This is a genomic window from Micromonospora sp. WMMD712 (assembly GCF_029581295.1).
In the GTDB taxonomy this organism is placed as follows: Bacteria; Actinomycetota; Actinomycetes; order Mycobacteriales; family Micromonosporaceae; genus Micromonospora; species Micromonospora carbonacea.
In genome coordinates this window covers 4551095-4575809 of the sequence record NZ_CP120743.1, presented here as the reverse complement: position 1 = coordinate 4575809, position 24715 = coordinate 4551095, and the positions used below count along the sequence as shown (strand labels likewise).

Below are 24715 nucleotides of genomic sequence, written 5' to 3'. Positions count from 1 at the left end.
TGCGGCAGAACGTCGCCACACGCATACGCGAACGTTCGCGCAGATTCCCGACATTCGGGTTGACCAGTGACCGACCGGTCCCCGGTCAGCCGGGGATCGTGATCCTGCCGTCGATGGCTGCGGCGGCGATGTCGGTGCGGTGGTGCGAACCCGCCAACCCGATGCCGCCCACCAGCTCGTACGCGGCGTCGCGCGCGGCGGCGAGGGTGGGGCCGGTGGCCGTACCGCAGAGGACCCGGCCCCCGGCGGAGAGCAACGCGCCGTCGGCGGCCCGGCGGGCGGTGCCCGCGTGGATGACTCCCGGGCGGTCGGCACCGGTGATCACGTCGCCGGTGCGCGGGGTGCCCGGGTAGTTGCCGGCGGCCACGACCACGGTCACCGCCGCGCCGTCGCGCCAACGCAGCGGCGGGTGGTCGGCCAGGGCGCCGGTGGCGGCGGCGTGCAGCAGGCCGCCAAGCGGCGTCTCCAGCAGCGCCAGCACGACCTGCGTCTCCGGGTCGCCGAAGCGGGCGTTGAACTCGATCACCCGGGGGCCGGCGGCGGTCATCGCCAGGCCGACGTAGAGCAGGCCGGCGAACGGGGTGCCCCGACGGCGCATCTCGGCCAGCGTGGGGTGGACGACGTCGGCCATGACCTCGTCGACGAGGCCGGGCGGGGCCCAGGGCAGCGGCGCGTACGCCCCCATGCCGCCGGTGTTCGGCCCGGCGTCGCCGTCGCCGACGCGCTTGAAGTCCTGCGCGGGCAGCAGCGGCAGCGCCGCCTCGCCGTCGGTGACCACGAAGAGGGAGACCTCGGGGCCCGCCAGGTGTTCCTCGACGACGACCCGGCCGCACTCGGCGGCGTGCGCCAGCGCGGCGGCCCGGTCGTCGGTGACGACGACGCCCTTGCCGGCGGCCAGCCCGTCGTTCTTCACCACGTACGGCGGGCCGAACTCGTCAAGCGCCCGCGCCGTGCCCTCCGGGTCGGTGCAGGTGTACGCGCGCGCGGTGGGCACCCCGGCGGCGGTCATCACGTCCTTGGCGAACGCCTTCGAGCCCTCCAGCCGGGCGGCCTCGGCGGACGGCCCGAACGCGGCGATGCCCTTGGCGCGTACGGCGTCGGCGACCCCGGCCACCAGCGGCGCCTCGGGGCCGATCACCACCAGGTCGACGCCGGTCTCCACGGCGAGCGCGGCGACGGCGGCGGGGTCGGCGGCGTCCACCGGCCGCAGCTCGGCGACCTCGGCGATCCCCGGATTACCCGGCGCCGCGATCAACACCTCGACGGCCGGATCGGCTGCGAGCCCCAGGGCGAGCGCATGCTCCCGCCCGCCACCACCCAGAAGAAGTACGCGCACGCCCACGGACTCTACCGACCCCTCGTCCGCCCCTTCCCCGCCCCTCAGGGGAGGAGGGGGTGGCGGGTGACGTTCTCCTCGCGGCCCGGGCCCACGCCCACCACGCTGACGCGGGTGCCGCAGAGCTCCTCGATGCGCGCGATGTAGCGGCGGGCGTTCTCCGGCAGCTCGTCCTCGGTCCGCGCCTTGGTGATGTCCTCCCACCAGCCGTCGTGCTCCTCGTAGATCGGAGTCGCGTGGTGGAAGTCGGTCTGCGTCATCGGCATGTCGTCGAAGCGCTCGCCGTTGATCTCGTAGCCGACGCAGAGCGGGACCTTCGGCAGGCCGGTGAGCACGTCCAGCTTGGTGATCACCAGGTCGGTGACGCCGTTGAGGCGGCAGGCGTACCGGGCGACGACGGCGTCGAACCAGCCGCAGCGCCGCTCGCGGCCGGTGGTCGTGCCGTACTCGTGGCCGACCTTGCGCAGGTGCTGCCCGTTGTCGTCGAACAGCTCGGTGGGGAACGGGCCGGAGCCCACCCGCGTCGTGTACGCCTTGCTCACCGCGATGACCTTGTTGATCGCGGTCGGCGGGATCCCCGCGCCCACGCACGCCCCGCCCGCCGTCGGGTTCGACGAGGTCACGAAGGGGTACGTGCCGTGGTCCATGTCGAGCATGGTGGCCTGGGCACCCTCCAGCAGCACCGTCTCGCCCCGGTCCAGGGCGTCCCAGAGCATCACCCGGGTCTCGGCGATGTACGGCTTGAGCCGCTCGGCGTACGCCAGGTATTCCTCGACGGTCGCGTCGACGTCGATCGCCTTGCGGTTGTAGACCTTGAACAGGATCTGGTTCTTCTCGCGCAGGGCGAGCTCCAGCTTCTTGCGCAGGATGCCCGGGTCGAGCAGGTCCTGGAGCCGGATGCCCATCCGGGCGACCTTGTCGCCGTACGCCGGGCCGATGCCCCGGCCGGTGGTGCCGATCCGGGCGCTGCCCAGGTAGCGCTCGACCACCCGGTCCAAAGCCCGGTGGTGCGGCATGATCAGGTGCGCGTCGCCGGAGATGCGCAGCCGGGAGACGTCCACGCCGCGCTCGGCGAGGCCGTCGATCTCGGTGAGCAGCACCTTCGGGTCGACCACCACGCCGTTGCCGATGATGATCATCGCGCTCGGCGAGAGCGCGCCCGACGGCATCAGGTGCAGCGCGTACTTCTGCCCGTCCGGGGTGATCACCGTGTGGCCGGCGTTGTTGCCGCCGGAGTAGCGCACGACGTAGTCGACCCGCTCACCCAGCAGGTCGGTAACCTTGCCCTTGCCCTCGTCGCCCCACTGAGCGCCGATGAGCACGATCGCTGGCATCTTCTCCGCCTCCAGAAGGCTCGGGTGCCAGGTGGCGACCGGTAAGCGAGCCCGGGGTGTCAGGCTAACAAGAGGTCACGGCGGGACCGGCAGGGGTTCGTCGAGAGGCAGGAGGCTCCTTCGTGTACGACGTGGTGCTGCTCACCCTCGGCTCGGGGCGGGACGCTCCCGGCGGGGCCTGCGGCAGCGGCGGGGCCTGCTGCGGAGGCGACGGCGGTGACGCGACGACCGACGGCCGGGCGACCGGTGACGACGGTCACGCCCCGGCCGGACAGCACTGCGAGACCCCCCGGGTGCCGGTGCTGGCCTGCGCGGACGCCCTGACCGCCCGGGGCGCCCGGGTGGAGACGGTCACCGCCCGCTCGGATGCGGAGATCGACGAGGTGCTCGCCCGGCTCGACGGCCCGCCCCGGCCCGACGGGCTCACCTGGCCCGACCCGGACTCGAAGACCCGGCTGGTCGTCGCCACGGCCAGCGACGGCCAGTTGCGCGCCGTCGTGCGCCGGCTCGTCCGGCGGTACGCCCCACCGCCCAGCCGCCGCCCGGCCGACCTGCCCGGCAACCGCACGGTGCCGGACCTGCCGCCGGTGGGCGTACTCCCGCTCGACCCGGCCCGGGGCGGCGGGCAGCGGGACCTGGCCGCGCAGCTCGGCCTGCCGCGCGACCCGGCGGGGGTGGCCGCCGCGGTGCTGGACGGCACCGTCCGGCGGCTGGACCTGCTGCGCAACGACGGCGGCTCGGTGACCCTGGACGGCGCGCTGATCGGTGCCGCCGACGACGCCGGCCGGCCGCTGCACTGGCGGGGACGCGTCGAGGTGGACGACGCCGTGCTCTCGGCCGGCGACGACCCGCTGCTGGCCTGCGCGATCGGCAACGCGGCCGGGTACGCCCGGCTCGACGCGCTGCCGCTGCTCACCGCCGGCGACCCGACGGACGGGCTGGTCGAGGTGGCGGTGGCCGTTCCCGTGGTGACCCGCTCGACGTTGGGTAGGAAACGGGTGCGGTTCGAGGTACGCCGCGCGCGGGGGCGCGCGGTGGCCGTCGTGCCGCGTGACGAGCGGGTGCCGTACCTCGACGACGGGGTCGAGGGCGAACTGAGCCGGAAGCGGTCCTGGTGGGTCGAGCCCGCGGCCTGGGCGGTCTACACGGCCTGACCCGGCGCGCCTCCGGGTCGGCCGTCCGCACCACACCGGGTACGCCGGCGGAGACCGGCGTCGATCCTGGCGGCTCGGCTCCGGGGCCTATCCTCGGCAGGAGGAATTGGGAGGAACCGCGTGGACGACAACGCCGACCGGGTCCACGTGCCCGGCCAGCAGCCGGTGCCGGAGCGGGACATCGAGCCGCTCTGGCCGCCGGAAGCGACCGGCCCCGGGTGGGCCGGCGCCGCTCCGGCGTGGGCCACGACAACCGCGGCGGGTCCCGTGCCGTACCGGGAGGAGGCCGAGCCGTCGTTCGTCGCCTCCGACGCCTACCCGTCGCTGGGGGCCACGCCGGGCGCCTACGCGCCGCCCTCCGACCAGGGAGTCGGGTCGCCGGGCGAGGGGTTCGCGGCGACGGGCCCGGAGCAGGGCGGGCCGGGGCCGGACGCCTGGGCCGCGCCCGGCACGGACGGGCCCGATACCTGGGCCGCACCCGGCACGGACGGGCGCGACGCCTGGACGGCACACGGCATGGACAGGCCCGATACCTGGGCCGCGCCCGGCACGGGCGGTCATGCGCCGGTGCCGGCGGAGACGGCCTGGGCACCGCCCGCCGTGGGCGGGGTGCCGGCTCCCCGGGCGGGGCAGCCGACGCCCGGTCCGGTCGACCTGCACCTGCCCTTCACCCTGGACCCGCAGGCAGCGCCGGGCCCGCTCCCGGGCGACTTGGGCGGGCCGCCGGGCGACACCGCGCTGCCGGAGCAGCCCACGGCCGCCGGGGGTCCTGTCGCCACCGACGGGACGACGGCCGCCGGGCCGATCCCGGTGGCACCCGGCGTGACGGCGGTCGGGCCGATGGCGGCACCGGGCGTGCCGGCGGCCGGGCCGACTGCGGCACCGGGCGCGCCGGCGGCCGGGGCCACCGCCACGAACAGCAACGGTGCGGCCGGCGGCGCGGAGGGGCCGGGCGGGGGGCGGGTGGCCGAGTCGCCGTGGGCGCTGCCGCCGCAGCGGCCCGCACCGTCGCGGGCGACCGGGGCGGAGGCGCGCCCGGCACCGCCGCAGCCGACCGTAACCGCGGCCCGTCCCGCACCGCCGGGTCCTGCCGACGGGGTGCCGCGCCCGGTCGAGGCGGTGCCGCCGCAGCCGGCCGACGGGGTGCCGCGCACGGTCGAGGCAGCGCCGCCGCAGCCGCCCGGGCCGTTCCCGCCGGTGATGAACCCGCCCGGGCCGTTGGCCCCCAGCCCGTACCCGCCGGCCGTCGCCGGGCCGGTCGAGCCGTACGCGGAGGGCTATCCGGCCACGGCCGGCGAGGCGTCGGCGGGGTGGGGTCCCGGGCCGCAGCAGCAGCCGCCCGGCCCGGCCCGGCCCGACGCGGCCCCGCCCGGCCCGAGGCGGCCCGGCCAGGGGCACCCCGACCAGGCCCACCCGGTTGCGGGGCAACCCGGGATCGGGCAGCCGGCCACGACGGGGTGGTACCCGCCGGGCTGGCCGCCGCAGCCGACGCCGCAGCAGCCCACGCCGGCCCGGCAGCCGGTGGCACCGGTGCCGCAGCCGCCGTACCGGGAGGCCGACGGGGTGACCCGGGTGCCGCCGGGGTACCCGGAGCCGGCGTGGACGCCGGACACCGGGGTCGCGCCGACCGCCGAGGACTTCGCCCGCCGCCGACAGGTGCGCCCGGCCGACCCGGTGGCCACGATGGGCGTACGGGCGGTGGTGAACAAGACGGGGCTGATCAAGCTCGCGCCGGGGCGGCACGAGCAGGAGATGCGCCGCGACATCGAGATGGTGCGCCGCAACTTCGGTGGGCTGCGCCAGGTGACCGTGGTCAACCCGAAGGGCGGCGCGGGCAAGACCGTGGCCATCCTGCTGCTCGCCATGACCTTCGGCCAGAAGCGCGGCGGGTACGTGCTGGCCTGGGACAACAACGAGACTCAGGGCACCCTGGGGATGCGCGCCCAGCAGGACTTCCACTCCCGCACGGTGCGCGACATGCTGCGTGATCTCGGCCAGTTCCAGGGCGCGCACGGGCGGGTCGGCGACCTGTCGCAGTACGTCCGCTCGCAGGGCGAGGGCATGTTCGACGTGCTCGCCTCGGACGAGTCGGCCACCGGCGGGGAGATGCTCACCGCGTCGGCGTTCGCCGAGATCCGGGAGGTGGTCAGCCGGTTCTACAAGCTGATCTTCGTGGACACCGGAAACAACGTCCGGGCGCAGAACTGGCAGGCCGCGATGGACGCCACCGACCAGCTCGTGGTGACCATGTCGGCCCGTAACGACTCGGCGGAGACGGCCGCCCGGATGCTCGACCACCTGGAGCAGAGCGGCCGGCACCGGCTGGTCCGGCAGGCGGTGACGGTGGTGTCCATGCCGCCGTCGCGCAAGGAGATCGACCTGCCCGCCATCCAGGAGCACTTCGCGGCCCGGACCCGGGCGGTGCTGCTCGCCCCGTACGAGCGGTTGATCGACACCGGGGAGCCGATCCGGTACGGGCAGCTCTCGTCGGCCACCCGCGACGCCTGGCTGAAGATCGCCGCATCGGTGGCCGAGGGCCTCTGACCGGCACCCGGTTCCGACCGGCGCGGCGGCCCTGGCCAGCGCGGCGGCCGGTCCGACGGGTGTCGGACCGGCCGCCGCACCTGCTCGGGAGAGGTCAGGCGCTGGCCAGGGCGTCCCCGGCGGCCGGGTCGCAGTCGCGCAGGAACTGGGCGCAGCGCGCGGCCTCGTCCGCCTCGCCGATCTCGCCGGCGGCCCGGGAGAGCACGTAGAGGCAGCGCAGGAAGCCCCGGTTCGGCGCGTGCGACCAGGGCACCGGGCCGTGGCCCTTCCAGCCGCTGCGGCGCAACTGGTCGAGGCCCCGGTGGTATCCGGTCCGGGCGTAGGCGTACGCGGGGACGACCTGGCCGTCGGCCAGGGCCCGGCTCGCGAGCGCACCCCAGCCCGCACTGTAGGTCGGGAAGCGGGCCGCGACCTCGGCGTACGCCTCGTCGGTGCCGGCCTCCTTGGCGGCGGCCAAGGCGGTGTCGGCCTCGTCGTGGGCCGGCAGGAGGGTGGCCGGCGGCTCAGGCAACAGGTTCTGCATCGTCCCATTCAACCCGCTTCGCTCTGCGCCGCGCGAGGGGGTCCGCAGACCCGGCCACCTGAACGGTTGAGGCTTTCGTCACGCCTGTGGTCGTGACGCCGACCCTGCGGTCCACGATGGCCGGACCTGCGGTCCGCCCCGGCCGGACCTGCGGTTCCCGGGGCCGGACCTGCGGCCCATGCCGGCGGGTGGTGTTTTCCACTACAACTATTGGTCCGGAGCCTCCCCAGGACCCGGTTGGAGCAGGAGCCCGGTGGCCTCGCCACCGGGCTCCTGTGCGTACGCGATGGTTTGCGGGGTTGACCGGGGTGGGCAGGATGGCGTCGTGCCGACCCCACCTCCCGCGGACGTCATCTCCCCGCACGACACCAGCGCCACCGAGATCGAGACCCGCAGCGCGTTCGAACAGCGGCTGTCCGGCGGAAGCCTGGCCGGGCTCACCGTGCAGGGCCTGCGCCTCGACGTGGACCCGATCCCCGACCTGAGCGGGACGGAGGTGACGGGCACCCTCTTCGTCGGCTGCCGGTTCGCCTCCCGCGAGGTGGGCGCGGACCTGGTCCGGCGCGGCGCGAACGTGGTGCCGCCCTTCTCCGGGCTGCCGTACCCGACCCAGCCCTCGCACCTCTACACCCCCGAGGACCTGGCCGCCGGGTTCGCCGAGGGCGGCTTCGCCGGCATGTACGACACCCGGGTGTACGAGCACTTCCGGGCGCACGGCGGTGCGCTGCCGGACGTCCGGGAGGCGCTCGGTCAGCGGCTGCACGATCACGGCGTGGACAACGCGCTGGTCGACGCCACCCGCGCCTGGCTGGCCACGCACGGGCCGCAGTCCGTGGTGGGCGTGATGGGCGGGCACGCGGTGCGCCGGGGCAGCGTGCCGTACCGGATGGCCGCGGTGCTGGGCTGGGAGCTGGCGCGGGCCGACCGGCTGGTGGTGACCGGCGGCGGGCCGGGCGTGATGGAGGCGGCCAACCTGGGCGCGTACCTGTCGACCCGCCCGGCCGGGGAGCTGACGGCGGCGATCGACCTGCTCGCGACCGCGCCGGACTTCACCGACCACGACCGGTACACGTCCGCCGCCCTGGAGGTCCGGGTGCGGTACGCCCCGGCGGTGCCCCGGCAGCGCGACCCGGACCTCAACCTGGACCTGGGCTGGGCGCGGGCCGGCGGGCTGGCCATCCCCACCTGGCTGTACGGGCACGAGCCGGCGAACCTGTTCGCGGGGCGGATCGCGAAGTACTTCTCGAACGCCATCCGGGAGGACACGATCCTGCGGCTGGCCCGGGGCGGGATCGTCTTCGCGCCGGGCCGCGCCGGCACGGTGCAGGAGGTGTTCCAGGCGGCGACGAAGACGTACTACGGCACGGACGGGGCGAGCGGCGCGTACGTCTTCCTCGACCGGGCGTACTGGACGGCGGAGCTGCCGGTGGAGTCGCTGCTGCGCCCGCTGCTGGCCGCCTCGCCGTTCGGCGACCTGTCGGGCACGGTGCACCTCACCGACGACGTGCACGAGGCGGTCCGCGTCCTGAGAGGGTGGTTTGGGAGCCTTTGTCTGGTGTGGGCTTGGCGGTTCGTTGGAGGCCCTGCTGGTGGGGTTACGCCGAGGTCGTCGGCGGGGCCAGGGTGAACAGTCCGGCCTCGGGTTCGGTGAGGATCTGGCGGGCGACGAGGCGTTTGAGCTTGGCGCGGAGATTCTCGGTGTCCTTGGCGGTGGCGCCGGTGCCGAGGGCCTGGCAGATGTCCTTGGCGCGCATCGGCGCGGTCCCGGCGTGGAATACGGCAAGGATCTGTTGGTAGGCGGGGCTGGCGACGGTCGGATCAGCAGGTGCCGTCGTGTCGAGTGGGCCGCCCAGGCTCAGGAGCGTCTTGCGGGTGATGGCGAGTTCGGCGACCTCGGTCTCGGCTGCGGTGAGTTGCTCGTCGAGGGAGGCGATCTGGGTGCGGAGCCGCTCAACGGCGAGGACGGCGGCGGTTTCGCGTTCGGTGAGCAGGGTCAGCAGCGTCGGCTGGGTCACCGTTGGTAGCGCCAAGACGTGGTGGCGGTGCCGGTCAACCGACGCACCAGGTTCGCCGTCGAGGCCCACCAGGTGCGGGACACCGCCGAGGCCGGTCGGCTTTCGTACTCGCGGACCAGGCGGCGGTGCAGCATCAGCGTGCCGTGGGTCTGCTCGACCACCCACCGGCGCTTCACCGGCACGAACCCGGCGGTCGTGTCGGACCGAAGGACCTGCTCGACGTCGATACCGTTAATCGCGCCGTGGATCTGCACGTCGTCCTTGAACCCGGCGTCGACCCACGCCTTGGTCACCGTCGGGGTGTGCGCGAGGACGTTGTCCAGCAGCCGGATGCCGATCGCGTTGTCGGTGACCGACGCCGCCGTGACCACCACGGCGATGATCAACCCGAGGGCGTCGACCGCGAGGCCCCGCTTCCGGCCTGGGACCTTCTTCGCGGCGTCCTTGCCGGTCGTCGCGGCCGGGACGTGGTTCGCCGCCCGGATCGACTGGGTATCCAACACCACCGCGGTCGGATCCTCCCGACGGCCGGCCTTCTCCCGCGCCTGACACCGCAGCAGATCATGAATCACCTGGTCGGTGCCGTCATCACGCCACAGGGCAAAGTAGTAGTAGGTGGCCGACTTCGGCGGCAGGTCGTGCGGCAGGTACGCCCACTGACACCCGGTCCGGTTCTGGTAGAAGATCGCGTTCACGATCTCCCGCAACTCGTACCGACCCTGATGCCCCGACACCGACGGGTGCCGGTCCTTCCACGCCTGCAGGAACGGCCCGACCACCGCCCACTGATCATCGTTCAGGTCGCTCGGATACGCCGCACGCTCACCCATGATCGGCCCAACGCGGCCGGAGCCCTACCGGTTACGACCACGCCTCACATTCACATGCCGGCCCAAACCCACAATGGACGGAAGCTACCGAACCACCCTCTGACGGCGGGCTAGGTGCAAGGAAGGGCCCCTTGTTATCGCTTTGGCGATAACAAGGGGCCCTTCCTTACATCACTTGAGCTTGGTGCCGGTGCTACGCAGGTGCTCGCAGGCCTCGACGACGCGGGCGGCGAGCCCGGCCTCGGCGAGCTTGCCCCAGGTGCGCGGGTCGTACTGCTTCTTGTTGCCGACCTCGCCGTCGATCTTCAGCACGCCGTCGTAGTTGCGGAACATGTGGTCGGCGACGGGCCGGGTGAAGGCGTACTGGGTGTCGGTGTCGATGTTCATCTTCACCACGCCGTAGTCCAGCGCCTCGCGGATCTCGGACAGCAGCGAGCCGGAGCCGCCGTGGAAGACCAGGCTGAGCGGCTTCTCCTTGCCGTACTTGGCGGCGACGGCCTCCTGGATGTTGTTCAGGATCTCCGGGCGGAGCTTCACGTTGCCCGGCTTGTAGACGCCGTGCACGTTGCCGAAGGTCAGCGCCGCCATGTAGCGGCCCTTCTCGCCCAGGCCGAGCGCCTCGACCATGGCCAGGCCGTCCTCGACGGTGGTGTAGAGCTTGTCGTTGATGGCGTTCTCGACGCCGTCCTCCTCGCCACCGACGACGCCGACCTCGATCTCCAAAACGATCTTGGCCTCGGCGGCGCGGTCGAGCAGCTCGGCGGCGATCTCCAGGTTCTCCGCCACGGGCACGGCGGAGCCGTCCCACATGTGCGACTGGAACAGCGGCTCCTGGCCGGCGGCGACCCGCTCCTTGGAGATCTGCATCAGGGGCCGGACGAACTTGTCCAGCTTGTCCTTCGGGCAGTGGTCGGTGTGCAGCGCGACGTTGACCGGGTACTTCTTGGCGACCTCGTGCGCGTAGGCGGCGAACGCCACCGCGCCGGTGACCATGTCCTTCACGGACGGACCGGAGAGGTACTCCGCGCCGCCGGTGGAGACCTGGATGATGCCGTCGCTCTCCGCGTCGGCGAAGCCCTTGAGCGCCGCGTTCAGCGTCTGCGAGGACGTCACGTTGATCGCGGGGTACGCGTACCGGCCCGCCTTGGCGCGGTCCAGCATCTCCGCGTAGACCTCGGGGGAAGCGATGGGCATGTCGAACGCTCCTTACTTACCGCTGTCGGCCGTCACCGGCCGCTGTCTTCCGTGGGTGCGCCGGACCGCGCTGTCCTCCGCCGGAAGTATCCCGCAGGAGGTGGCCACGAGCGAAACCGGCCCGGGGCCGACCCCTCCGCGGGCCGCCCGCCGGGCCCGGGACGGCGGTCGGAGCCTCACCGTTCCGCCAGGCTGTCGGGCACCGCGACGCTGATCAGCCAGCTCACCACCGCCATGACGATGGCCCCCCAGAACGCGGGCCAGAAACCCTCCACCCGGAACGGCAGGTCCAGCTGGCGGGCGATCCAGTCGGTCAACAGGAACAGCAGCGCGTTGACCACCAGCGCGAACAGCCCCAGGGTCAGCAGGTAGAAGACGCAGCCCACCACCTTGATCACGGGCTTGAGCACGGCGTTTACCACGCCGAAGATCAACGCCACCGCCACCAGGGTCAGCGCGGTGTTGCCACCGGTGCGCCCGCCCACCTCGACGCCGGGCACGATCAACGTGGTGATCCACAACGCGATCGCGGTGATCGCCAGCCGGATCAGGAAGCCCACGGCACCATCCTGGCACCGCCGGCCCGGTCCGGAGGGGGGAATCCACCGACTCGGCCACCCGCCGCCGAGCGGCGGCCCTGATCAGCCCGTACGGTGTGGGTAGCTTTCCGCCGATTCAGGGAGGGACGATGGGTCAGCCCGACGAGGACTTCACCCCGAGCGACCACCTCGCGCCGGAGGAGCGGGACCCGGAGGCCCCGGCGGCCGACGCCGTGGAGCAGGCCACCTCCACCGACCCGGCCGACGGCGAGGGCGAGCCGAGCCGGGGCCTGGAGGTCGGCGACTGGGACGCCATGGAACAGGCCCGGATCGTCGCCGGCGACGAGGACGACTACCGCTGACCGGGCCGCCCGCCCAGCCGGCGGCGGCGTACGGGCCGACACCACGAAGGGTTTCCGGGGAGCCCCGCCCGCGCAGGGATCAAGCCTGACCGCCCGGAGCGGGCGGGGCTCCCCGGAAACCCCCACCGCAACCCACCAGGCACCGAAAAGCGGACGACGCAAGATCGACACGCCTGACACCATGGGACCGTGCTGCTCACCCTCACCACGACGCACCGCCCCGCCACCGACCTCGGCTACCTGCTCGTCAAGCATCCGGACCGGATGCACTCCTTCGAGCTGCCCGTCGGCGCGGCGCACGTGCTCTACCCCGAGGCCGACGAGCAGCGCTGCACGGCCGCCCTGATCGTCGACGTCGACCCGCTGCGGCTGGCCGGCGGGCAGGGCCGGGGCCGCCGGCAGGCGGCCACCCCGGACACCTTCACCCTCGGCCAGTACGTCAACGACCGGCCGTACGCCGCGTCGAGCCTGCTGGCCTCGGCGCTGGCCAAGGTGTTCCGCTCGGCCCTGCGCGGCGAGTCCCGGGACCGGCCGGAGCTGGCCGCCGCGCCGATCCCGCTCCAGGTGCGGGTCCCCGTGCTGCGCTGCCGGGGCGGCGGCGACCTGGCGGCCCGGGTGTTCGCCCCGCTGGGCTGGGCCGTGACGGCCGCCCCGATCCCGCTCGACGAGACGCACCCGCAGTGGGGCGACAGCCGGTACGTCGACCTGACGCTCACCGGCACGCTGCGGCTCGCCGACGCCCTCAACCACCTGTACGTGCTGCTGCCCGTCCTCGACGACGCGAAGCACTACTGGGTCGCCCCGGACGAGATCGACAAGCTGCTCCGGGCCGGTGCGGGCTGGCTCGCCGACCACCCGGAGCGGGCCACCATCACCCGCCGCTACCTGGCCCACCGCCGCGCGCTGGCGGGGGAGGCGATGGCCCGGCTCGCCGAGCAGCGGCTGGCCGAGGAGCCGCCGGTCGACAGCGTGGCCGAGGAGGACCGCGCGGAGGTCCCGCGCCGGCCGGCGCTGGCGCTGCGCCGCCGGGAGGCGGTGCTCGCCGCGCTCGCGGAAAGCGGGGCGACCCGGGTGCTGGACCTCGGCTGCGGCCCCGGCGCGCTGCTGTCCGCCCTGGTGGGTGACCGGCGGTTCACGGAGGTCGTCGGCACCGACGTGTCCGCCCACGCGCTGACGCTGGCGGCCCGCCGGCTGCGGCTGGACCGGCTGCCGGAGCGGCAGCGGGACCGGATCCGGCTGTGGCAGTCCGCCCTGACCTACCGGGACGACCGGCTGCGCGGTTACGACGCGGCGGTCCTGATGGAGGTGATCGAGCACGTCGACCCGCCGCGCCTGCCGGCGCTGGAGGACGCCGTGTTCGGCCACGCCCGGCCGGCGACGGTCGTGGTGACCACGCCGAACGTCGAGCACAACGTCCGCTACGAGGGGCTGGGCGCGGGCCGGTTCCGGCACGCCGACCACCGTTTCGAGTGGACCCGGGCCGAGTTCGCGGCCTGGGTGGACCGGGTCGCGGCGACGTACGGCTACACGGCGGAGGTCCGGGGCGTCGGCGACGACGACCCGGAGGTGGGCCCGCCCACCCAGCTCGCCGTGTTCCGCACCGCCGGGACGACGACCGGCGCAACGACGACAACCGCAGGAACGGGCACGAAGGGGAGGGCCGCATGATCGAGATTCCCGAGCTGGCCCTGGTGGCGCTGGTCGGCGTCTCCGGCTCCGGCAAGTCCACCTTCGCCCGGCGGCACTTCGCGCCGAGCCAGGTGCTCTCCTCCGACGCGTTCCGGGGCATGGTCGCCGACGACGAGAACGACCAGTCGGCCTCCGCCGACGCGTTCGACGCCCTGCACCACGTGGCGGGGATCCGGCTGCGGCGGGGCCTGCTCACCGTCGTGGACGCCACCAACCTCCAGCCGCACGCCCGCGCCGGGCTGGTGCGGGTGGCCCGGGAGCACGACGTGCTGCCGGTGGCGATCGTGCTGGACGTCCCGGAGGCGGTGGCGTGGGAGCGCACGCAGGGGCGGGCCGACCGCACCCACGGCCGGCAGGTGCTGACCCGGATGCAGCGGGACCTGCGGCAGTCGTACGGGCGGCTGGCCCGGGAGGGCTTCCGGAAGGTGCACGTGCTGCGTGGCGTCGACGAGATCGACGCGGCGCGGATCCGCTACGCGAAGCTGTTCAACGACCGGCGGGAGCTGACCGGCCCGTTCGACGTCGTCGGCGACGTCCACGGCTGCCGCGAGGAGCTGGAGGCGCTGCTGCTCCGGCTGGGCTGGGTGCTGCGCCGCGACGACGCGGGCCGCCCGGTGGACGCGGCGCACCCGGCCGGGCGTACCGCGGTCTTCGTGGGTGACCTGGTGGACCGCGGCCCGGACTCCCCCGGGGTGCTCCGCCTGGGGATGGGCATGGTGGCGGCCGGTCACGCGATCTGCGTGCCGGGCAACCACGAGCAGAAGTTGCTGCGCCGGCTGCGCGGCCGGGACGTGCGGCTCACGCACGGCCTGGCCGAGACGATGGCCCAGCTCGACGCGGAGGACCCGGCGTTCGTGGCCGAGGTCGCGACGTTCGTGGACGGCCTGGTCAGCCACTTCGTGCTCGACGGCGGCCGGCTGGTGGTCGCGCACGCCGGGCTCAAGGAGGAATACCACGGCCGCGCGTCGGGCCGGGTCCGCGCGTTCGCGCTGTACGGGGAGACCACGGGCGAGACCGACGAGTACGGCCTGCCGGTGCGCTACCCGTGGGCGCGCGACTACCGGGGCTCGGCCATGGTCGTGTACGGGCACACGCCCACCCCGACGCCGGAGTGGGTGAACAACACGATCTGCGTCGACACCGGCTGCGTGTTCGGCGGAAGGCTGACGGCGCTGCGGTACCCGGAGAAGGAGCTGGTCTCCGTCCCGGCGGTCAAGGAGTGGTACGCGCCGGCCCGCCCGCTGGTCGCGCCCGCCCCGGCCCGCCCCGACGCGGTGCTGGACCTGCGCGACGTGACCGGGCGGCGGCACGTCGAGCACGCGTACGGGACGCTGACCGTGCCGGCGGAGAACGCCGCCGCCGCGCTGGAGGTGATGAGCCGCTTCGCCGTGGACCCGCGCTGGCTGACCTGGCTGCCGCCGACGATGGCGCCCTGCTCGACGGCGACGGCCGACGGGTTCCTGGAGCACCCGGCGCAGGCGTTCGCCGACTACCGGGCGGCCGGCGTCGACCGGGTGGTGTGCGAGGAGAAGCACATGGGCTCGCGGGCCGTGGTGCTGGTCTGCCGCGACCCCGGCGGCGGCCCGTTCGGGCCGGGCGGCGGGGTGGTGCACACCCGCACGGGCCGGCCGTTCTTCGGCCCGCCGCTGGACGGCGAGCTGCTCGGCCGGGTCCGGGCGGCGGTCGGCGCGGCGGGGCTGTGGACCGAGCTGGACACCGACTGGCTGCTGCTCGACTGCGAGCTGCTGCCCTGGTCGGCGAAGGCGGGCGGGCTGATCCGCGAGCAGTACGCGAGCGTGGGCGCGGCGGGTCGCGCGGCCCTGCCGGCGGTGCTGGCCACCCTGGACGCGGCGGCCGGGCGGGGGCTGCCGGTGGGCGACCTGCGGGCGCGGATGGCGGCGCGCCGGGCCGACGTCGAGGCGTACTCGGCGGCGTACCGGGCGTACGTGGGGCCGACGGACGGGCTGACCGGGGTGACCCTCGCCCCGTTCGCGGTGCTCGCCTCGGCCGGGGCGAGCCACGTCGAGCGGGACCACGGCTGGCACCTGGACCTGGCCGACCGGTTGTGCGCGGCCGACCCGGAGCTGTTCACCGGCACCCGGCGGCGGGTCGTCGACCTGGCCGACGCCGCGGCCGAGGCGGACGCGACCGACTGGTGGCTGGCGCTGACCGCCGCCGGCGGGGAGGGCATGGTCGTCAAGCCGTACGCGGGGCCGGCCGCCCGGTCGCCGAAGGGGTCGCTGCTCCAGCCGGGCATCAAGTGCCGGGGCCGGGAGTACCTGCGGATCATCTACGGCCCTGGTTACACCGAGCCGGAGCAGTTGGCCGCGCTGCGCCGCCGGTCGCTGGGGCGCAAGCGGGGGCTGGCCCTGCGCGAGCACGCGCTCGGCCTGGCGGCCCTGGCCGCGCTGGCGGACGGCGCTCCGTTGTGGCGTCGGCACGAGCTGGTCTTCGCCGTCCTGGCCTGCGAGTCGGAGCCGGTCGACCCCCGGCTGTGAGGCGGGACCGGGGCGGTCGGCCCGCGGCGACGCGGGGCGGCGGCCGTCCCGGTCCGGGGCGGCGGGGGACGCGGCCGGTTCCGGGTTCGGTACCCTGTGTGGCCGTGGACACAGCAGAGAAGGCACGGGCGGTCTCCGAGACCGTCGCCCTGAACCCGCTCGATCCGAAGGATCTACTCCAGACCTTCGGGCTGATCGGCGTCTGGGTGATCCTGTTCGCCGAGACCGGGCTGCTCGTCGGCTTCTTCTTCCCCGGCGACTCGCTGCTGTTCCTGGCCGGCGTCGCCGCCTCGCCGGTGGCGGACGCGATCTTCGGCGACGGCACCCGGCTCTCCCTGGTCGGGCTGCTGATCGGGGGTCCGATCTGCGCGATCGTCGGCGCCCAGCTCGGGCACTGGCTCGGCGCGCGGTACGGCCGGCGCATGTTCGAGCGCCCCAACTCGCGGCTGTTCAAGCGGGAGTACGTGGAGAAGGCCGAGCACTACTTCCGGAAGTTCGGCCCGGCCAAGGCCGTGGTGCTGGCCCGGTTCATCCCGATCGTCCGCACGTTCCTCAACCCGGTCGCCGGGGTGCTCGGCATGCCGGCGAAGCAGTTCTTCCTGTGGAACGTCGTCGGGGCGATCCTGTGGGTGGACGGCATCCTGCTGATCGGCTACCTGCTCGCCGAGCAGATCTACAACGCGATCGGCGACAAGATCGACCGGTACATCCTGCCGGTGGTCGCGCTGATCATCCTGATCTCGGTGCTGCCGATCTTCTTCGAGTTCCTCCGCGACCGGCGGGCCCGCAAGCGGGGCGAGGTCATGACGGTGATCGCCGCCGCCAGCGCGGCCGGTGCCGTGGAGGCCGTCCGGGACGCGGTCGAGCACCACCACGACCACCACGCCCAGACCCCGCACGGCGGCGAGCAGGGGCAGCAGCCGCCGCAGCAACAGGGCGGCGGTCGGTGGCCGGAGCACGGCGAGGGCCGCTGAGGAAGAAGGCGTGCGTCGATGGCCGGCCCCGTCGAGACGGGACCGGCCATCGGTTCAAGCCGCAATGAAGAAACGAGGCGACTGCCGGTCACCCGGGCAGCCGGCACCGTCCGATGGTGACGCCACCCCTGGCACGCCACCAGATGCCGTCCTGAGGCGGGACGGCCGGAACGGAAACCTCGTCAGCGGGCCTTCTTGGTGGCCCGCTTACGCGGCGGGGTCAGCAGATCCGCGATCGTGGCGATCGCGGTCGGCACCAACCGGTAGTACGCCCAGACCCCGCGCTTCTCCCGCTCCAGCAAGCCGGCCTCGGTGAGGATACGCAGGTGGTGGCTGACCGTCGGCTGGGAGAGGCCGAGCGGCGCGGTCAGGTCGCACACGCACGCTTCGCCCTCGGGGGCCGACTGGATCAGGCTGAGCAGCCGCAGCCGGGCGGGGTCGGCAAGGGCCTTGAGGACCCCCGCCAGCCGCTCGGCGTCGGCGCGTTCGATCGGCTCGCCGGCAAGCGGCGAGATCTGAGGCATGGTCATTTCAGCCAACGCAGTTCCCACGTATTCCATCCTTCCACCAGCAGCATCGATCCGCCTGCATATCAGCAGATCCGAATCGGCAAACTTTTAGGCCACAAGGCCGAGGTCAGCCAACGTATAGGCCGCCCGATACGGCAGTCCGGCGGCTTCCACCGCGTCGCCGGCGCCACGATCAACAATAACCGCCACACCCACTACATCGGCTCCGGCCTCGCGCAGCGCCTCAACTGCGGTCAGCACGCTGCCACCCGTCGTCGACGTGTCCTCGACCGCCAGTACCCGTCGTCCGGCCACGTCCGGCCCCTCGATGCGGCGTTGCAGACCGTGGGCCTTACCCGCCTTACGGACGACGAACGCATCGAGCGACCGGTCGGTCGCCGACGCGGCGTGCAACATGGAGAGGGCCACCGGATCGGCGCCCAGGGTCAGGCCACCGACGGCGTCGTACTCCCAGTCGGCGGTCAGGTCGAGCAGCACCCGACCGACCAACGGAGCGGCCTGGTGATGGAGCGTGACACGTCGCAGATCGACGTACCAGTCCGCCTCCCGACCGGAGGAGAGCACCACCCGCCCATGGACCACAGCCAGGTCGATGATGAATTTACGCAGGTCGTCGTGGTCCCCCATGGCGATAGAGGGTACTGCGCAAGTCTGGGAGGTGTGTGTGGGGTCCACCCCGGTCAGCCCCACGGGCGACCGATGGTTGGCGATATTCCGCTACTCTGTGCGATCGATTTGCCGGGCCGGGTCGGCCGGGCCGCCGCCGAGCCGGCCTGCCGGCGCTGCGCCGCAGGTCAGCCGGGGTGCCGGTCGTCGCGGCCCCGGGTGTCCCGGGCGAACCGGCGCAGCAGCCCGCGTGGGGCGTGCCGCACCGCCGCGACGGCCAGCTTGTAACGCCGTGACGGGACGCTGACCGAGCGCCCTTTCCGCAGGTCACGCAGGGCTTCGTCGACGACCTGCTCGGCGCGCAGCCACATCAGGCGGGGCGTGCCGGACATGTCGATGCCGATCCGCTCGTGCGCGCCGGTGCGGGTGTAACCAGGGCAGAGGGCCATCACGCGTACGCCGCGCGGGCGGGTGGTGAGGTCGATGGACTCGCTGAAGGCCGTCACCCACGCCTTGCTCGCCGGATACGTCGATCCCGGCATCACGGGGCCGAAGCCGGCGACCGAAGAGACATTTATCACTGCCCCGTCGCCCCGTCGGATCATCGGGCCGATCGCCGCGCGGGTCAGCCGCAGCACCGCGTGCACGTTGAGCCCCAGCAGGCGGGACTCGTCGTCCGGCGAGGACCGCAGGAACGGCTGGTTGAGGCTGATCCCGGCGTTGTTGACGAGCAGGTCGACCTGCCCGTCGCCGGTCAGCCGCCGTTCCACTTCGGCGCAGCCGTCGGCGGTGGACAGGTCCGCCGGGATCACCTCGACGGGGTGGCCGTACCGGCCCGTCAGCTCGGCGGCCTTCTCCGCGAGCCGGGCGGCGTCGCGTGCCACCAGCACCAGGGCCCAGCCGTCGGCGGCGAGCCGGCGGGCGAACTCCGCGCCGATGCCGGCCGTCGCGCCGGTGACCAGCGCCCGGCGCACGGCGGGAACCTGCTCTGACGTCACGGACGGTCCTCAGCGGAACGGGTGGTGGGCGGTGGCGGGCGGCGCCGGCGCGGGGGGCCGCCGACGGAACCACGCGCTGGCGCTCGGCGAGACCAGCAACGCGGCTACCCCAAGGTAACCGAGCGCCTGGCCGACCGAAAGCGCGGCGTTGACCGCGAGCCAGAAGCCCGGGTAGGCGTCGCCGACGAGGCCCAGCAGCTCGGCGGCGGACCGGCCGTCGGCGGACAGCCGCAGCGGCACGGCCCGCTGGCCGACCAGCGCCGTCACCGCGCAGCAGCCGAACAGCGCGCCCAGCCCGCAGACCGCCCAGGTCGCCACCCGGGCCCCGGGCCGGCCGGCGCGCAGCCCGGCCGCCAGGCCGACCAGCACGACGCCCACCAGGACCGTCACCACCGCCGAGGCGACCGTCGCGCCCCGCAGCAGGAGGACCACGTCGTCGACCTGCGTCGCGGCGGCCGACGTGCCGGCCGCCGCCGACCGGAACCGCTCGACGGTGCCGCCGAGGACGAGCAGCGCGGCGACCGCCGAGGCCACGGCACCGGCGGCCATCAGCACCAGCACCGTCGCCGCCAGCCCGACGGCTGCGGGGCGGCGGGCCGGCGCCTGATCGGGGTACGACACGACGAGGTCCCTCCGGTAGGCGTCCGGTTGGAACCTACTCGGAGGGACCGTCGGTGTCGCCGATATCCGGCGTCGCCCCGCCCGGCGGTCACGGGCGGGGCGACGCCGGCGCTCAGTCCGACGAAGAGGACGAGGACGAGCCGGAGTCCGACGAGCCGCCGGACGAGGAGCCGGAGTCCGAGGAGCCACCGGACGACCAGCCCGAGTCCGACGAGCCGGCGGAGGGCGACGGTCCGGGGTCGCCGCCCTGGCCGGGCCCGTACGGGTCCGGCCGGTCGGACGCGGACGGCCCCGGCTGGTCCGGGTACGGCGGCTGGTCCGGGGTGGACGAGCCGTGGGTGCCGTGCGGGTACGTCGCGTGGCCGGGGGCGCCCGGGTAGCCCGGGGCCGGCGGGTAGCCGGGCTGCTGCGGGTACGCCGGGTAGGCGGCGCCCGGGACCGGCGGCTCCCAGCCCTGCTTCGGCTTGCGGAAGAACTCGTTCGCCTTCGGCAGGGCCAGCAGGATCAGCGCGGCCAGCACGGCGAGCAGGCCCACGACCCCGAGCAGCATGCTGACCGGGGTGTACCAGGAGGGCAGCGCCGCGTTCAGGCTGCGCTCGATCTCCTCGGCGCTCGGCGCGTCGCCGCCGGCCGACGGCCCGCCCATCGAGCCGGCCGCGCCGTTGAGCAGGCTGCCGCCGACGCAGCAGAGCAGGATGCCGCCGAGCACCCAGGTGGTGATGCGGCTGCCGTTGCTGCCGCGGTTGTTGAAGATCCCCAGGACGACCAGGACCAGGGCGAGGACCAGCATCAGCACGGCGCTGCCGATGGCGAAGCCGACGACGAAGGTGCCCAGCCCCTCGGCCCCGCCCGTGGTGCCCTCGAAGGCGTCCTCGAAGCCCTGCCGGAGCTTGCCGCTCACGGCGATCGTCGTGACGAGGTTGAACAGCTGGAGCAGCGCGAAGAACATGAGCAGGTAGGTGGAGATCGTCACGATGCCCGGACGGGCCCGCGACGGCGTGCTGTGGGTATCGACCATGACTTCTCCCTTCTAGATCACGACGTCACGGTATCGTCCGCAGTCCCGTGCCGCCCGTCGGCGAACCGCGCCGGGCCGCCCGTCGTGTCGACGGCCCGCCCGAACGGGCGCGGCGGGGGTCAGCCGGCCCGGGACAGCCGGCGGTGCTCGGCCGTCACCACGGCGAGCAGGAACAGGTCGAAGACCAGCGCGGCGACCGCCCCGAACTGGTTGACGGTGAAGTTGAAGATCTGCCCGAACAGCAGGTCGACCAGGATCGCCAGCTTGAACAGCCGGAACGCGCCGATCCGGTCCCGCCGCAGCCGGACCGCCGCCGTGACGCTGAGCACCGCCGTGGCCAGCGCCGACGCCGACACGCCGAGCACCGCGCCCCACTCCCGCTGTTCGTCCAGCGCCCCGGTGACGCCGTCGACCGCCACCCCGACCACGGTCAGCGCCGGCTCCACCACGAGGTAGAGCACCACGAAGCGGACCACCCACCGCTGGTCGGTCAGCCCGACGGCGACCCGCCGGGCGCGGGCCAGCCAGGGCTGCCAGAACCTGGGCGGCGGCGGTTCCCGGCGGGGCACCGCGTCGAGCAGCGCGGCCACGGCGGCCTCGGTGCCCGCGCCGGAGCCCCGGGCCAGCCGCAGCACCTGCGCCCGCCGCCGGTCGGTGAGCCCGTCGATGAGGCCGCCGGCCACGGCGTCCAGGGCGTTCGCGGTGCGTTCCTCGGGGATCAGCCGGGTCCGCTCCCGGACCGCCTGGGTGATGACCACGAGCACCGCGAAGACGGCGTAGATGATGCCGGCGGCGGGGGCGTAGAAGTAGTCGGTGCGGGCCGTGACGAACTTGCCCACCTCGTCGATGAACAGGCCGAACCCGATCCCGCCGAGGATCGCGCCGGTCATCCGGGCCGCGCCGCCGAGGAAGACCAGCGCCACGCCGAGGCCGGCGGCCAGCAGCAGGCCGCCCCAGAGCACGTGCGCGATGTGCAGGCCGCCGCCGCCGAGCTGGGGGTAGCCGGTGGCCCGCAGGAGCACCCGGGTCAGCAGCACGGCGGCCACCCCGGACAGCACGAACGCCTGGAGGTACGCCGCCGCGGCCAGCGCCCGGGGCGGCATCCAGTGACGACGCGACGGTCCGCGCACCATGGTCCCGACGCTAGTAGCCGCGCCACTCGACGCGGGCGTACTCCAGCACACGGGGTCGCAGCAGCGTGGAGGCGGGCACGTCGAGCCGGCCCCGGTCGGCGGGGAAGTTCGCGGCCGACGCCAGCGTGCCGGCGGTGAGGAAGCGCAGCCGGGGCGCGTCGGCCGGCAGCGCCAGCGGCGGCGGGGCGGCCCCGGGCGCGGCGAGCACGAAGCCCCAGTCGCCGAAGCTGGGCACGTCGACGTGGTACGGCACGGTGGCGAAGCCGGCCTCGCGTACCGACGCCTCGATCGACCAGTACGACCGGGGCGCGAAGTACGGCGAGCCGGACTGCACGACGAGCCGCCCGCCGTCGGCGAGCACGGCCCGGACCAGCGCGTAGAACTCCACGGTGTAGAGCTTGGCGGTGGCCGTCTCGTCGGGGTCGGGCAGGTCGGCGACGACCACGTCGAACCGGTCGGTGGCGGAGCGCAGCCAGCCGAACGCGTCGACGTTGACCACCCGCACCCGGGGGTCGGCGAACGCGTCGCCGTTCAGCTCGCGCAGCTGCGGTTCGCTGCGGGCCAGCGCCACCACGGCCGGGTCGAGGTCGACGACGGTCACCCGCCGCACGTCGGGGTAGCGCAGGATCTCCCGCACCGCGAGCCCGTCGCCGGCGCCGAGCACCAGCACCTCGCCGCGCGGGCCGTTCAGCACGGGATGCACGAGCGCCTCGTGGTAGCGGTACTCGTCGACGGAGCTGAACTGGAGGTCGCCGTTGAGGAACAGCCGCAGGTCGGTGTCGGCGTGGCCGACCTCCCGCACCGAGCGGGTCAGCACGATCTCCTGGTAGCGGCTGCGCTCGGCGTGCACCACCGGGTCGCGGTAGAGCTGCTGGCGGGCGGTCACCTCGAAGTCGGCGGCGGTGATCCAGGCGTACCCGAGGCAGAGCGCGACCACGACGGAGCCGGCGCCGACGGCGACGCGCGCCCGGCGGCTCAGCTCCGCCCGGAACACGGTGCAGACCAGCGCCACGCCGGCCACCGCGTTCACCGCGCCGACCACCAGGGCGCCCTTGAGCTGCCCGAAGACCGGGATCAGCAGGAACGGGAAGGCCAGCCCGCCGAGCAGCGCGCCGACGTAGTCGGCGGCGAACAGGTCGGCCACGGCGCTGCCGGCGGACTGCTGGCGGATGCGTTGCAGCATGACCATCAGCAGCGGGATCTCCGCGCCGATGAGCAGCCCGAGCACGAACGCGGTGCCGACCAGCGCCGGGCCGTACAGGTCGAGCCAGGCGAACGCGGCGTAGAGGCCGAGCACCGACAGCCCGCCGAGCAGGGCGAGGACCAGCTCGACCAGGGCGAACGCGGCGGCGGCCCGGGACTGCAACGGCTTCGCGGCGAGCGCGCCGACGCCCATCGCGAAGACCATCACGCCGAGCACGATCGACGCCTGCCCGACGGCGTCGCCGATCAGGTAGCTGCCGAGCGCGACCAGGGCCAGCTCGTAGACCAGGCCGCAGGCGGCGCAGACGAAGACCGCGACCAGCACCGCCGAGCGGGCCAACCGCCAGCGCGGCCGGGCGGCGGCGGGGGCACCGCCGTCGACCGCCGCCGCCGGCGTCTCGGTGGTCACGCCTTCCCCGGGGTACGCCCGACGGACGCCGCCGCCCGCTGCCGGCCCCGCTGCACGAAGCCGACGGTGAACAGCAGCGCGGTGACCAGCAGCAGCCCGCCGGTGGCGAGCAGCCAGCCCCAGCGGTCCCGCCAGAAGTCGCTGCCGGCGTCGGGCAGCGGGGCGGCGGTCGCGCCGGGCTGCGCGGTGGGGGCGGCGGCCGGCGGCACCACGCCGGTCTCGGCGAGCAGCAGCGGCAGCGCCACGGCGGCCCGGCAGACCGCCCAGCCGGGGTCGTCGACGAACACGTCCTCCACGAGGCCGAAGCGGGCGAGCCCGGTCTCGACGGCGTACAGGTCGGCGCGGTCGATGTCGGGCGAGCCGTTCACGTCGATGAGCGCGTAGTCGCTGCTCTCGCTGCTCTCCGACGTGTAGCGGACGTCGGCGGTCACCTCGACCCAGCGCGGGCAGGCCGGGTCGTCGACCACGGGGACCCCGTCGCCGAGGTTGGAGCCGACGCTGACCGGGTCGGAGGCGTACCAGCTCTCCAGCCGCCAGCCGTAGCAGATGCCCTGGCTGGTGGCGGCCTGGGCGAGGATCGGCACGGTGTCGGCCCGCTCGTCGGCCGCCGGGGCGGGGACGGTGGTGCCGCCGGAGTCGCCGTTGACCACGCTGATGCCGACGCAGCCGCCGACGAGGACGACGGTCACCAGCGCGACGACCCAGCCGCTGGCGGCCGACGACTTCTTCGCCGCCGCCGGCTGGCCGGGCCGCCCGCCGCCCGGGTGCTTGCCTGCGGCCATCAGCTGATCGCGGCGGCGATGATCGCGCCGGTGGCAAGGTGCACGACGGCGGACACCCACACGGCGGGGTGCGGCTCCGGGTCGACCAGCAGCTCGCCGAGCCGCCCCGGGGTCACGGCGTCGAGCAGCAGGAACGCGGCGGCCATGATGACCAGGCCGACGATCCCGTACGCCGCCGCCCCGACGAGGCCGAGCACGAAGTCGTCCTCGCTGGCGACGATCGCGGCGACCACGATGGTGCCGACGCCGAGCAGGTTGGACGACAGCAGCAGGGCGGCGTTGCGGTTGCGCTCGGTCCAGATCAGCTCGTGCAGCTTGCCGGGGGTGGCCACGTCGACCAGCCCGTAGCCGACGCCCATCAGGACGACGCCGACCACGCCGTAGGCGAGGGTGACCAGCAGATCGGTGACGAGGTTCTGCAAG

General features: G+C 74.2%; 23 protein-coding genes. 7 read left to right on the top strand and 16 right to left on the bottom strand.

Translation table 11 applies throughout. From position 1 onward, the window contains the following. Positions 1 to 85: 85 nt before the first annotated feature. The gene (gene purD, locus O7633_RS19815) at positions 86 to 1336 is read right to left on the bottom strand and encodes a phosphoribosylamine--glycine ligase (RefSeq protein WP_282323481.1); all 1251 of its coding nucleotides are present in this window, start codon (positions 1334 to 1336) and stop codon (positions 86 to 88) included. Between the two features lie 44 nt (positions 1337 to 1380). Then, complete coding sequence (locus tag O7633_RS19810; protein ID WP_043961166.1) at positions 1381 to 2670, bottom strand: adenylosuccinate synthase; 1290 nt, start codon at positions 2668 to 2670, stop codon at positions 1381 to 1383. Between the two features lie 122 nt (positions 2671 to 2792). On the opposite strand from O7633_RS19810, the gene O7633_RS19805 reads away from it, so the two are divergent. Continuing rightward, the gene (locus tag O7633_RS19805; protein WP_282323480.1) at positions 2793 to 3824 is read left to right on the top strand and encodes a hypothetical protein; all 1032 of its coding nucleotides are present in this window, start codon (positions 2793 to 2795) and stop codon (positions 3822 to 3824) included. 516 nt (positions 3825 to 4340) lie between these two features. Further along, on the top strand, positions 4341 to 6368 hold the full coding sequence (locus O7633_RS19800; RefSeq protein ID WP_348776341.1) for a chromosome partitioning protein: 2028 nt from the start codon (positions 4341 to 4343) through the stop codon (positions 6366 to 6368). 94 nt (positions 6369 to 6462) lie between these two features. On the opposite strand, the gene O7633_RS19795 is transcribed toward O7633_RS19800, so the two are convergent. Then, the gene (locus tag O7633_RS19795) at positions 6463 to 6891 is read right to left on the bottom strand and encodes a DUF3151 domain-containing protein (protein ID WP_043961161.1); all 429 of its coding nucleotides are present in this window, start codon (positions 6889 to 6891) and stop codon (positions 6463 to 6465) included. Positions 6892 to 7216: 325 nt separating this feature from the next. On the opposite strand from O7633_RS19795, the gene O7633_RS19790 reads away from it, so the two are divergent. Next, on the top strand, positions 7217 to 8518 hold the full coding sequence (locus O7633_RS19790; RefSeq protein ID WP_282323478.1) for a hypothetical protein: 1302 nt from the start codon (positions 7217 to 7219) through the stop codon (positions 8516 to 8518). Here the strand turns inward: O7633_RS19790 and O7633_RS19785 are convergent. The 4 genes from O7633_RS19785 to O7633_RS19770 form a co-directional block, all read right to left on the bottom strand. Further along, complete coding sequence (locus O7633_RS19785) at positions 8487 to 8906, bottom strand: hypothetical protein (protein ID WP_043960814.1); 420 nt, start codon at positions 8904 to 8906, stop codon at positions 8487 to 8489. The genes O7633_RS19790 and O7633_RS19785 overlap by 32 nt on opposite strands. After that, on the bottom strand, positions 8903 to 9736 hold the full coding sequence (locus tag O7633_RS19780) for an IS5 family transposase (protein WP_229406985.1): 834 nt from the start codon (positions 9734 to 9736) through the stop codon (positions 8903 to 8905). Before O7633_RS19780 ends, O7633_RS19785 begins: the two co-directional genes overlap by 4 nt. A 171-nt stretch (positions 9737 to 9907) precedes the next feature. Continuing rightward, positions 9908 to 10930, bottom strand: a complete 1023-nt coding sequence (gene fbaA / locus O7633_RS19775; RefSeq protein ID WP_007073962.1) for a class II fructose-bisphosphate aldolase — start codon at positions 10928 to 10930, stop codon at positions 9908 to 9910. A 176-nt stretch (positions 10931 to 11106) separates the two neighbouring features. Further along, entirely contained in the window at positions 11107 to 11490 is a 384-nt protein-coding gene (locus tag O7633_RS19770; protein WP_278130604.1) for a phage holin family protein, read from the bottom strand. A gap of 128 nt (positions 11491 to 11618) precedes the next feature. On the opposite strand from O7633_RS19770, the gene O7633_RS19765 reads away from it, so the two are divergent. From O7633_RS19765 to O7633_RS19750, 4 genes are all read left to right on the top strand, one after another. Further along, complete coding sequence (locus O7633_RS19765) at positions 11619 to 11831, top strand: hypothetical protein (RefSeq protein WP_282323477.1); 213 nt, start codon at positions 11619 to 11621, stop codon at positions 11829 to 11831. Positions 11832 to 12020: 189 nt separating this feature from the next. Continuing rightward, positions 12021 to 13499, top strand: coding sequence for a 3' terminal RNA ribose 2'-O-methyltransferase Hen1 (locus O7633_RS19760; RefSeq protein ID WP_282323476.1), 1479 nt, complete (start codon positions 12021 to 12023; stop codon positions 13497 to 13499). Continuing rightward, positions 13496 to 16018: a polynucleotide kinase-phosphatase gene (locus O7633_RS19755; RefSeq protein WP_282323475.1), complete on the top strand. Its 2523-nt coding sequence runs from the start codon at positions 13496 to 13498 to the stop codon at positions 16016 to 16018. Before O7633_RS19760 ends, O7633_RS19755 begins: the two co-directional genes overlap by 4 nt. A gap of 98 nt (positions 16019 to 16116) precedes the next feature. After that, positions 16117 to 16992, top strand: a complete 876-nt coding sequence (locus tag O7633_RS19750) for a DedA family protein (protein WP_246384253.1) — start codon at positions 16117 to 16119, stop codon at positions 16990 to 16992. A gap of 182 nt (positions 16993 to 17174) precedes the next feature. Here the strand turns inward: O7633_RS19750 and O7633_RS19745 are convergent, their stop codons facing one another. From O7633_RS19745 to O7633_RS19705, 9 genes are all read right to left on the bottom strand, one after another. Beyond that, entirely contained in the window at positions 17175 to 17552 is a 378-nt protein-coding gene (locus O7633_RS19745) for a metalloregulator ArsR/SmtB family transcription factor (RefSeq protein WP_007073957.1), read from the bottom strand. 57 nt (positions 17553 to 17609) lie between these two features. Beyond that, on the bottom strand, positions 17610 to 18149 hold the full coding sequence (gene pyrE / locus O7633_RS19740; protein ID WP_074475750.1) for an orotate phosphoribosyltransferase: 540 nt from the start codon (positions 18147 to 18149) through the stop codon (positions 17610 to 17612). A 167-nt stretch (positions 18150 to 18316) separates the two neighbouring features. Beyond that, positions 18317 to 19126: an SDR family oxidoreductase gene (locus O7633_RS19735; protein ID WP_178062801.1), complete on the bottom strand. Its 810-nt coding sequence runs from the start codon at positions 19124 to 19126 to the stop codon at positions 18317 to 18319. Positions 19127 to 19135: 9 nt separating this feature from the next. Further along, positions 19136 to 19747, bottom strand: a complete 612-nt coding sequence (locus O7633_RS19730; protein WP_282323474.1) for a hypothetical protein — start codon at positions 19745 to 19747, stop codon at positions 19136 to 19138. 112 nt (positions 19748 to 19859) lie between these two features. Continuing rightward, a complete protein-coding gene (locus O7633_RS19725) occupies positions 19860 to 20765 on the bottom strand; it encodes a hypothetical protein (RefSeq protein WP_278130595.1) in 906 nt (301 codons plus the stop codon). A 119-nt stretch (positions 20766 to 20884) separates the two neighbouring features. Continuing rightward, positions 20885 to 21868 (bottom strand): hypothetical protein, encoded by a 984-nt coding sequence (locus O7633_RS19720; protein ID WP_282328599.1) that lies wholly within the window; start codon positions 21866 to 21868, stop codon positions 20885 to 20887. Between the two features lie 40 nt (positions 21869 to 21908). Next, positions 21909 to 23510, bottom strand: coding sequence for a polyamine aminopropyltransferase (locus O7633_RS19715; protein WP_282323473.1), 1602 nt, complete (start codon positions 23508 to 23510; stop codon positions 21909 to 21911). Then, positions 23507 to 24292, bottom strand: coding sequence for a hypothetical protein (locus O7633_RS19710; protein WP_282323472.1), 786 nt, complete (start codon positions 24290 to 24292; stop codon positions 23507 to 23509). Before O7633_RS19710 ends, O7633_RS19715 begins: the two co-directional genes overlap by 4 nt. Next, positions 24292 to 24714 carry a DUF350 domain-containing protein gene (locus O7633_RS19705; protein ID WP_229405662.1) on the bottom strand — a complete coding sequence of 141 codons (423 nt, stop codon included), beginning with the start codon at positions 24712 to 24714 and terminating at the stop codon, positions 24292 to 24294. Before O7633_RS19705 ends, O7633_RS19710 begins: the two co-directional genes overlap by 1 nt. Position 24715: the final 1 nt, after the last annotated feature.

Excerpts from the sequence above, each read along its gene's own strand:
- O7633_RS19810 (WP_043961166.1), bottom strand. The coding sequence starts at position 2,670 with ATGCCAGCGATCGTGCTCATCGGCGCTCAGTGGGGCGACGAGGGCAAG.
- O7633_RS19800 (WP_348776341.1), top strand. The coding sequence starts at position 4,341 with ATGGACAGGCCCGATACCTGGGCCGCGCCCGGCACGGGCGGTCATGCG.
- O7633_RS19795 (WP_043961161.1), bottom strand. The coding sequence starts at position 6,891 with ATGCAGAACCTGTTGCCTGAGCCGCCGGCCACCCTCCTGCCGGCCCAC.
- O7633_RS19780 (WP_229406985.1), bottom strand. The coding sequence starts at position 9,736 with ATGGGTGAGCGTGCGGCGTATCCGAGCGACCTGAACGATGATCAGTGG.
- fbaA (WP_007073962.1), bottom strand. The coding sequence starts at position 10,930 with ATGCCCATCGCTTCCCCCGAGGTCTACGCGGAGATGCTGGACCGCGCC.
- O7633_RS19765 (WP_282323477.1), top strand. The coding sequence starts at position 11,619 with ATGGGTCAGCCCGACGAGGACTTCACCCCGAGCGACCACCTCGCGCCG.
- O7633_RS19755 (WP_282323475.1), top strand. The coding sequence starts at position 13,496 with ATGATCGAGATTCCCGAGCTGGCCCTGGTGGCGCTGGTCGGCGTCTCC.
- O7633_RS19745 (WP_007073957.1), bottom strand. The coding sequence starts at position 17,552 with ATGGAATACGTGGGAACTGCGTTGGCTGAAATGACCATGCCTCAGATC.
- pyrE (WP_074475750.1), bottom strand. The coding sequence starts at position 18,149 with ATGGGGGACCACGACGACCTGCGTAAATTCATCATCGACCTGGCTGTG.
- O7633_RS19725 (WP_278130595.1), bottom strand. The coding sequence starts at position 20,765 with ATGGTCGATACCCACAGCACGCCGTCGCGGGCCCGTCCGGGCATCGTG.
- O7633_RS19720 (WP_282328599.1), bottom strand. The coding sequence starts at position 21,868 with ATGCCGCCCCGGGCGCTGGCCGCGGCGGCGTACCTCCAGGCGTTCGTG.
- O7633_RS19710 (WP_282323472.1), bottom strand. The coding sequence starts at position 24,292 with ATGGCCGCAGGCAAGCACCCGGGCGGCGGGCGGCCCGGCCAGCCGGCG.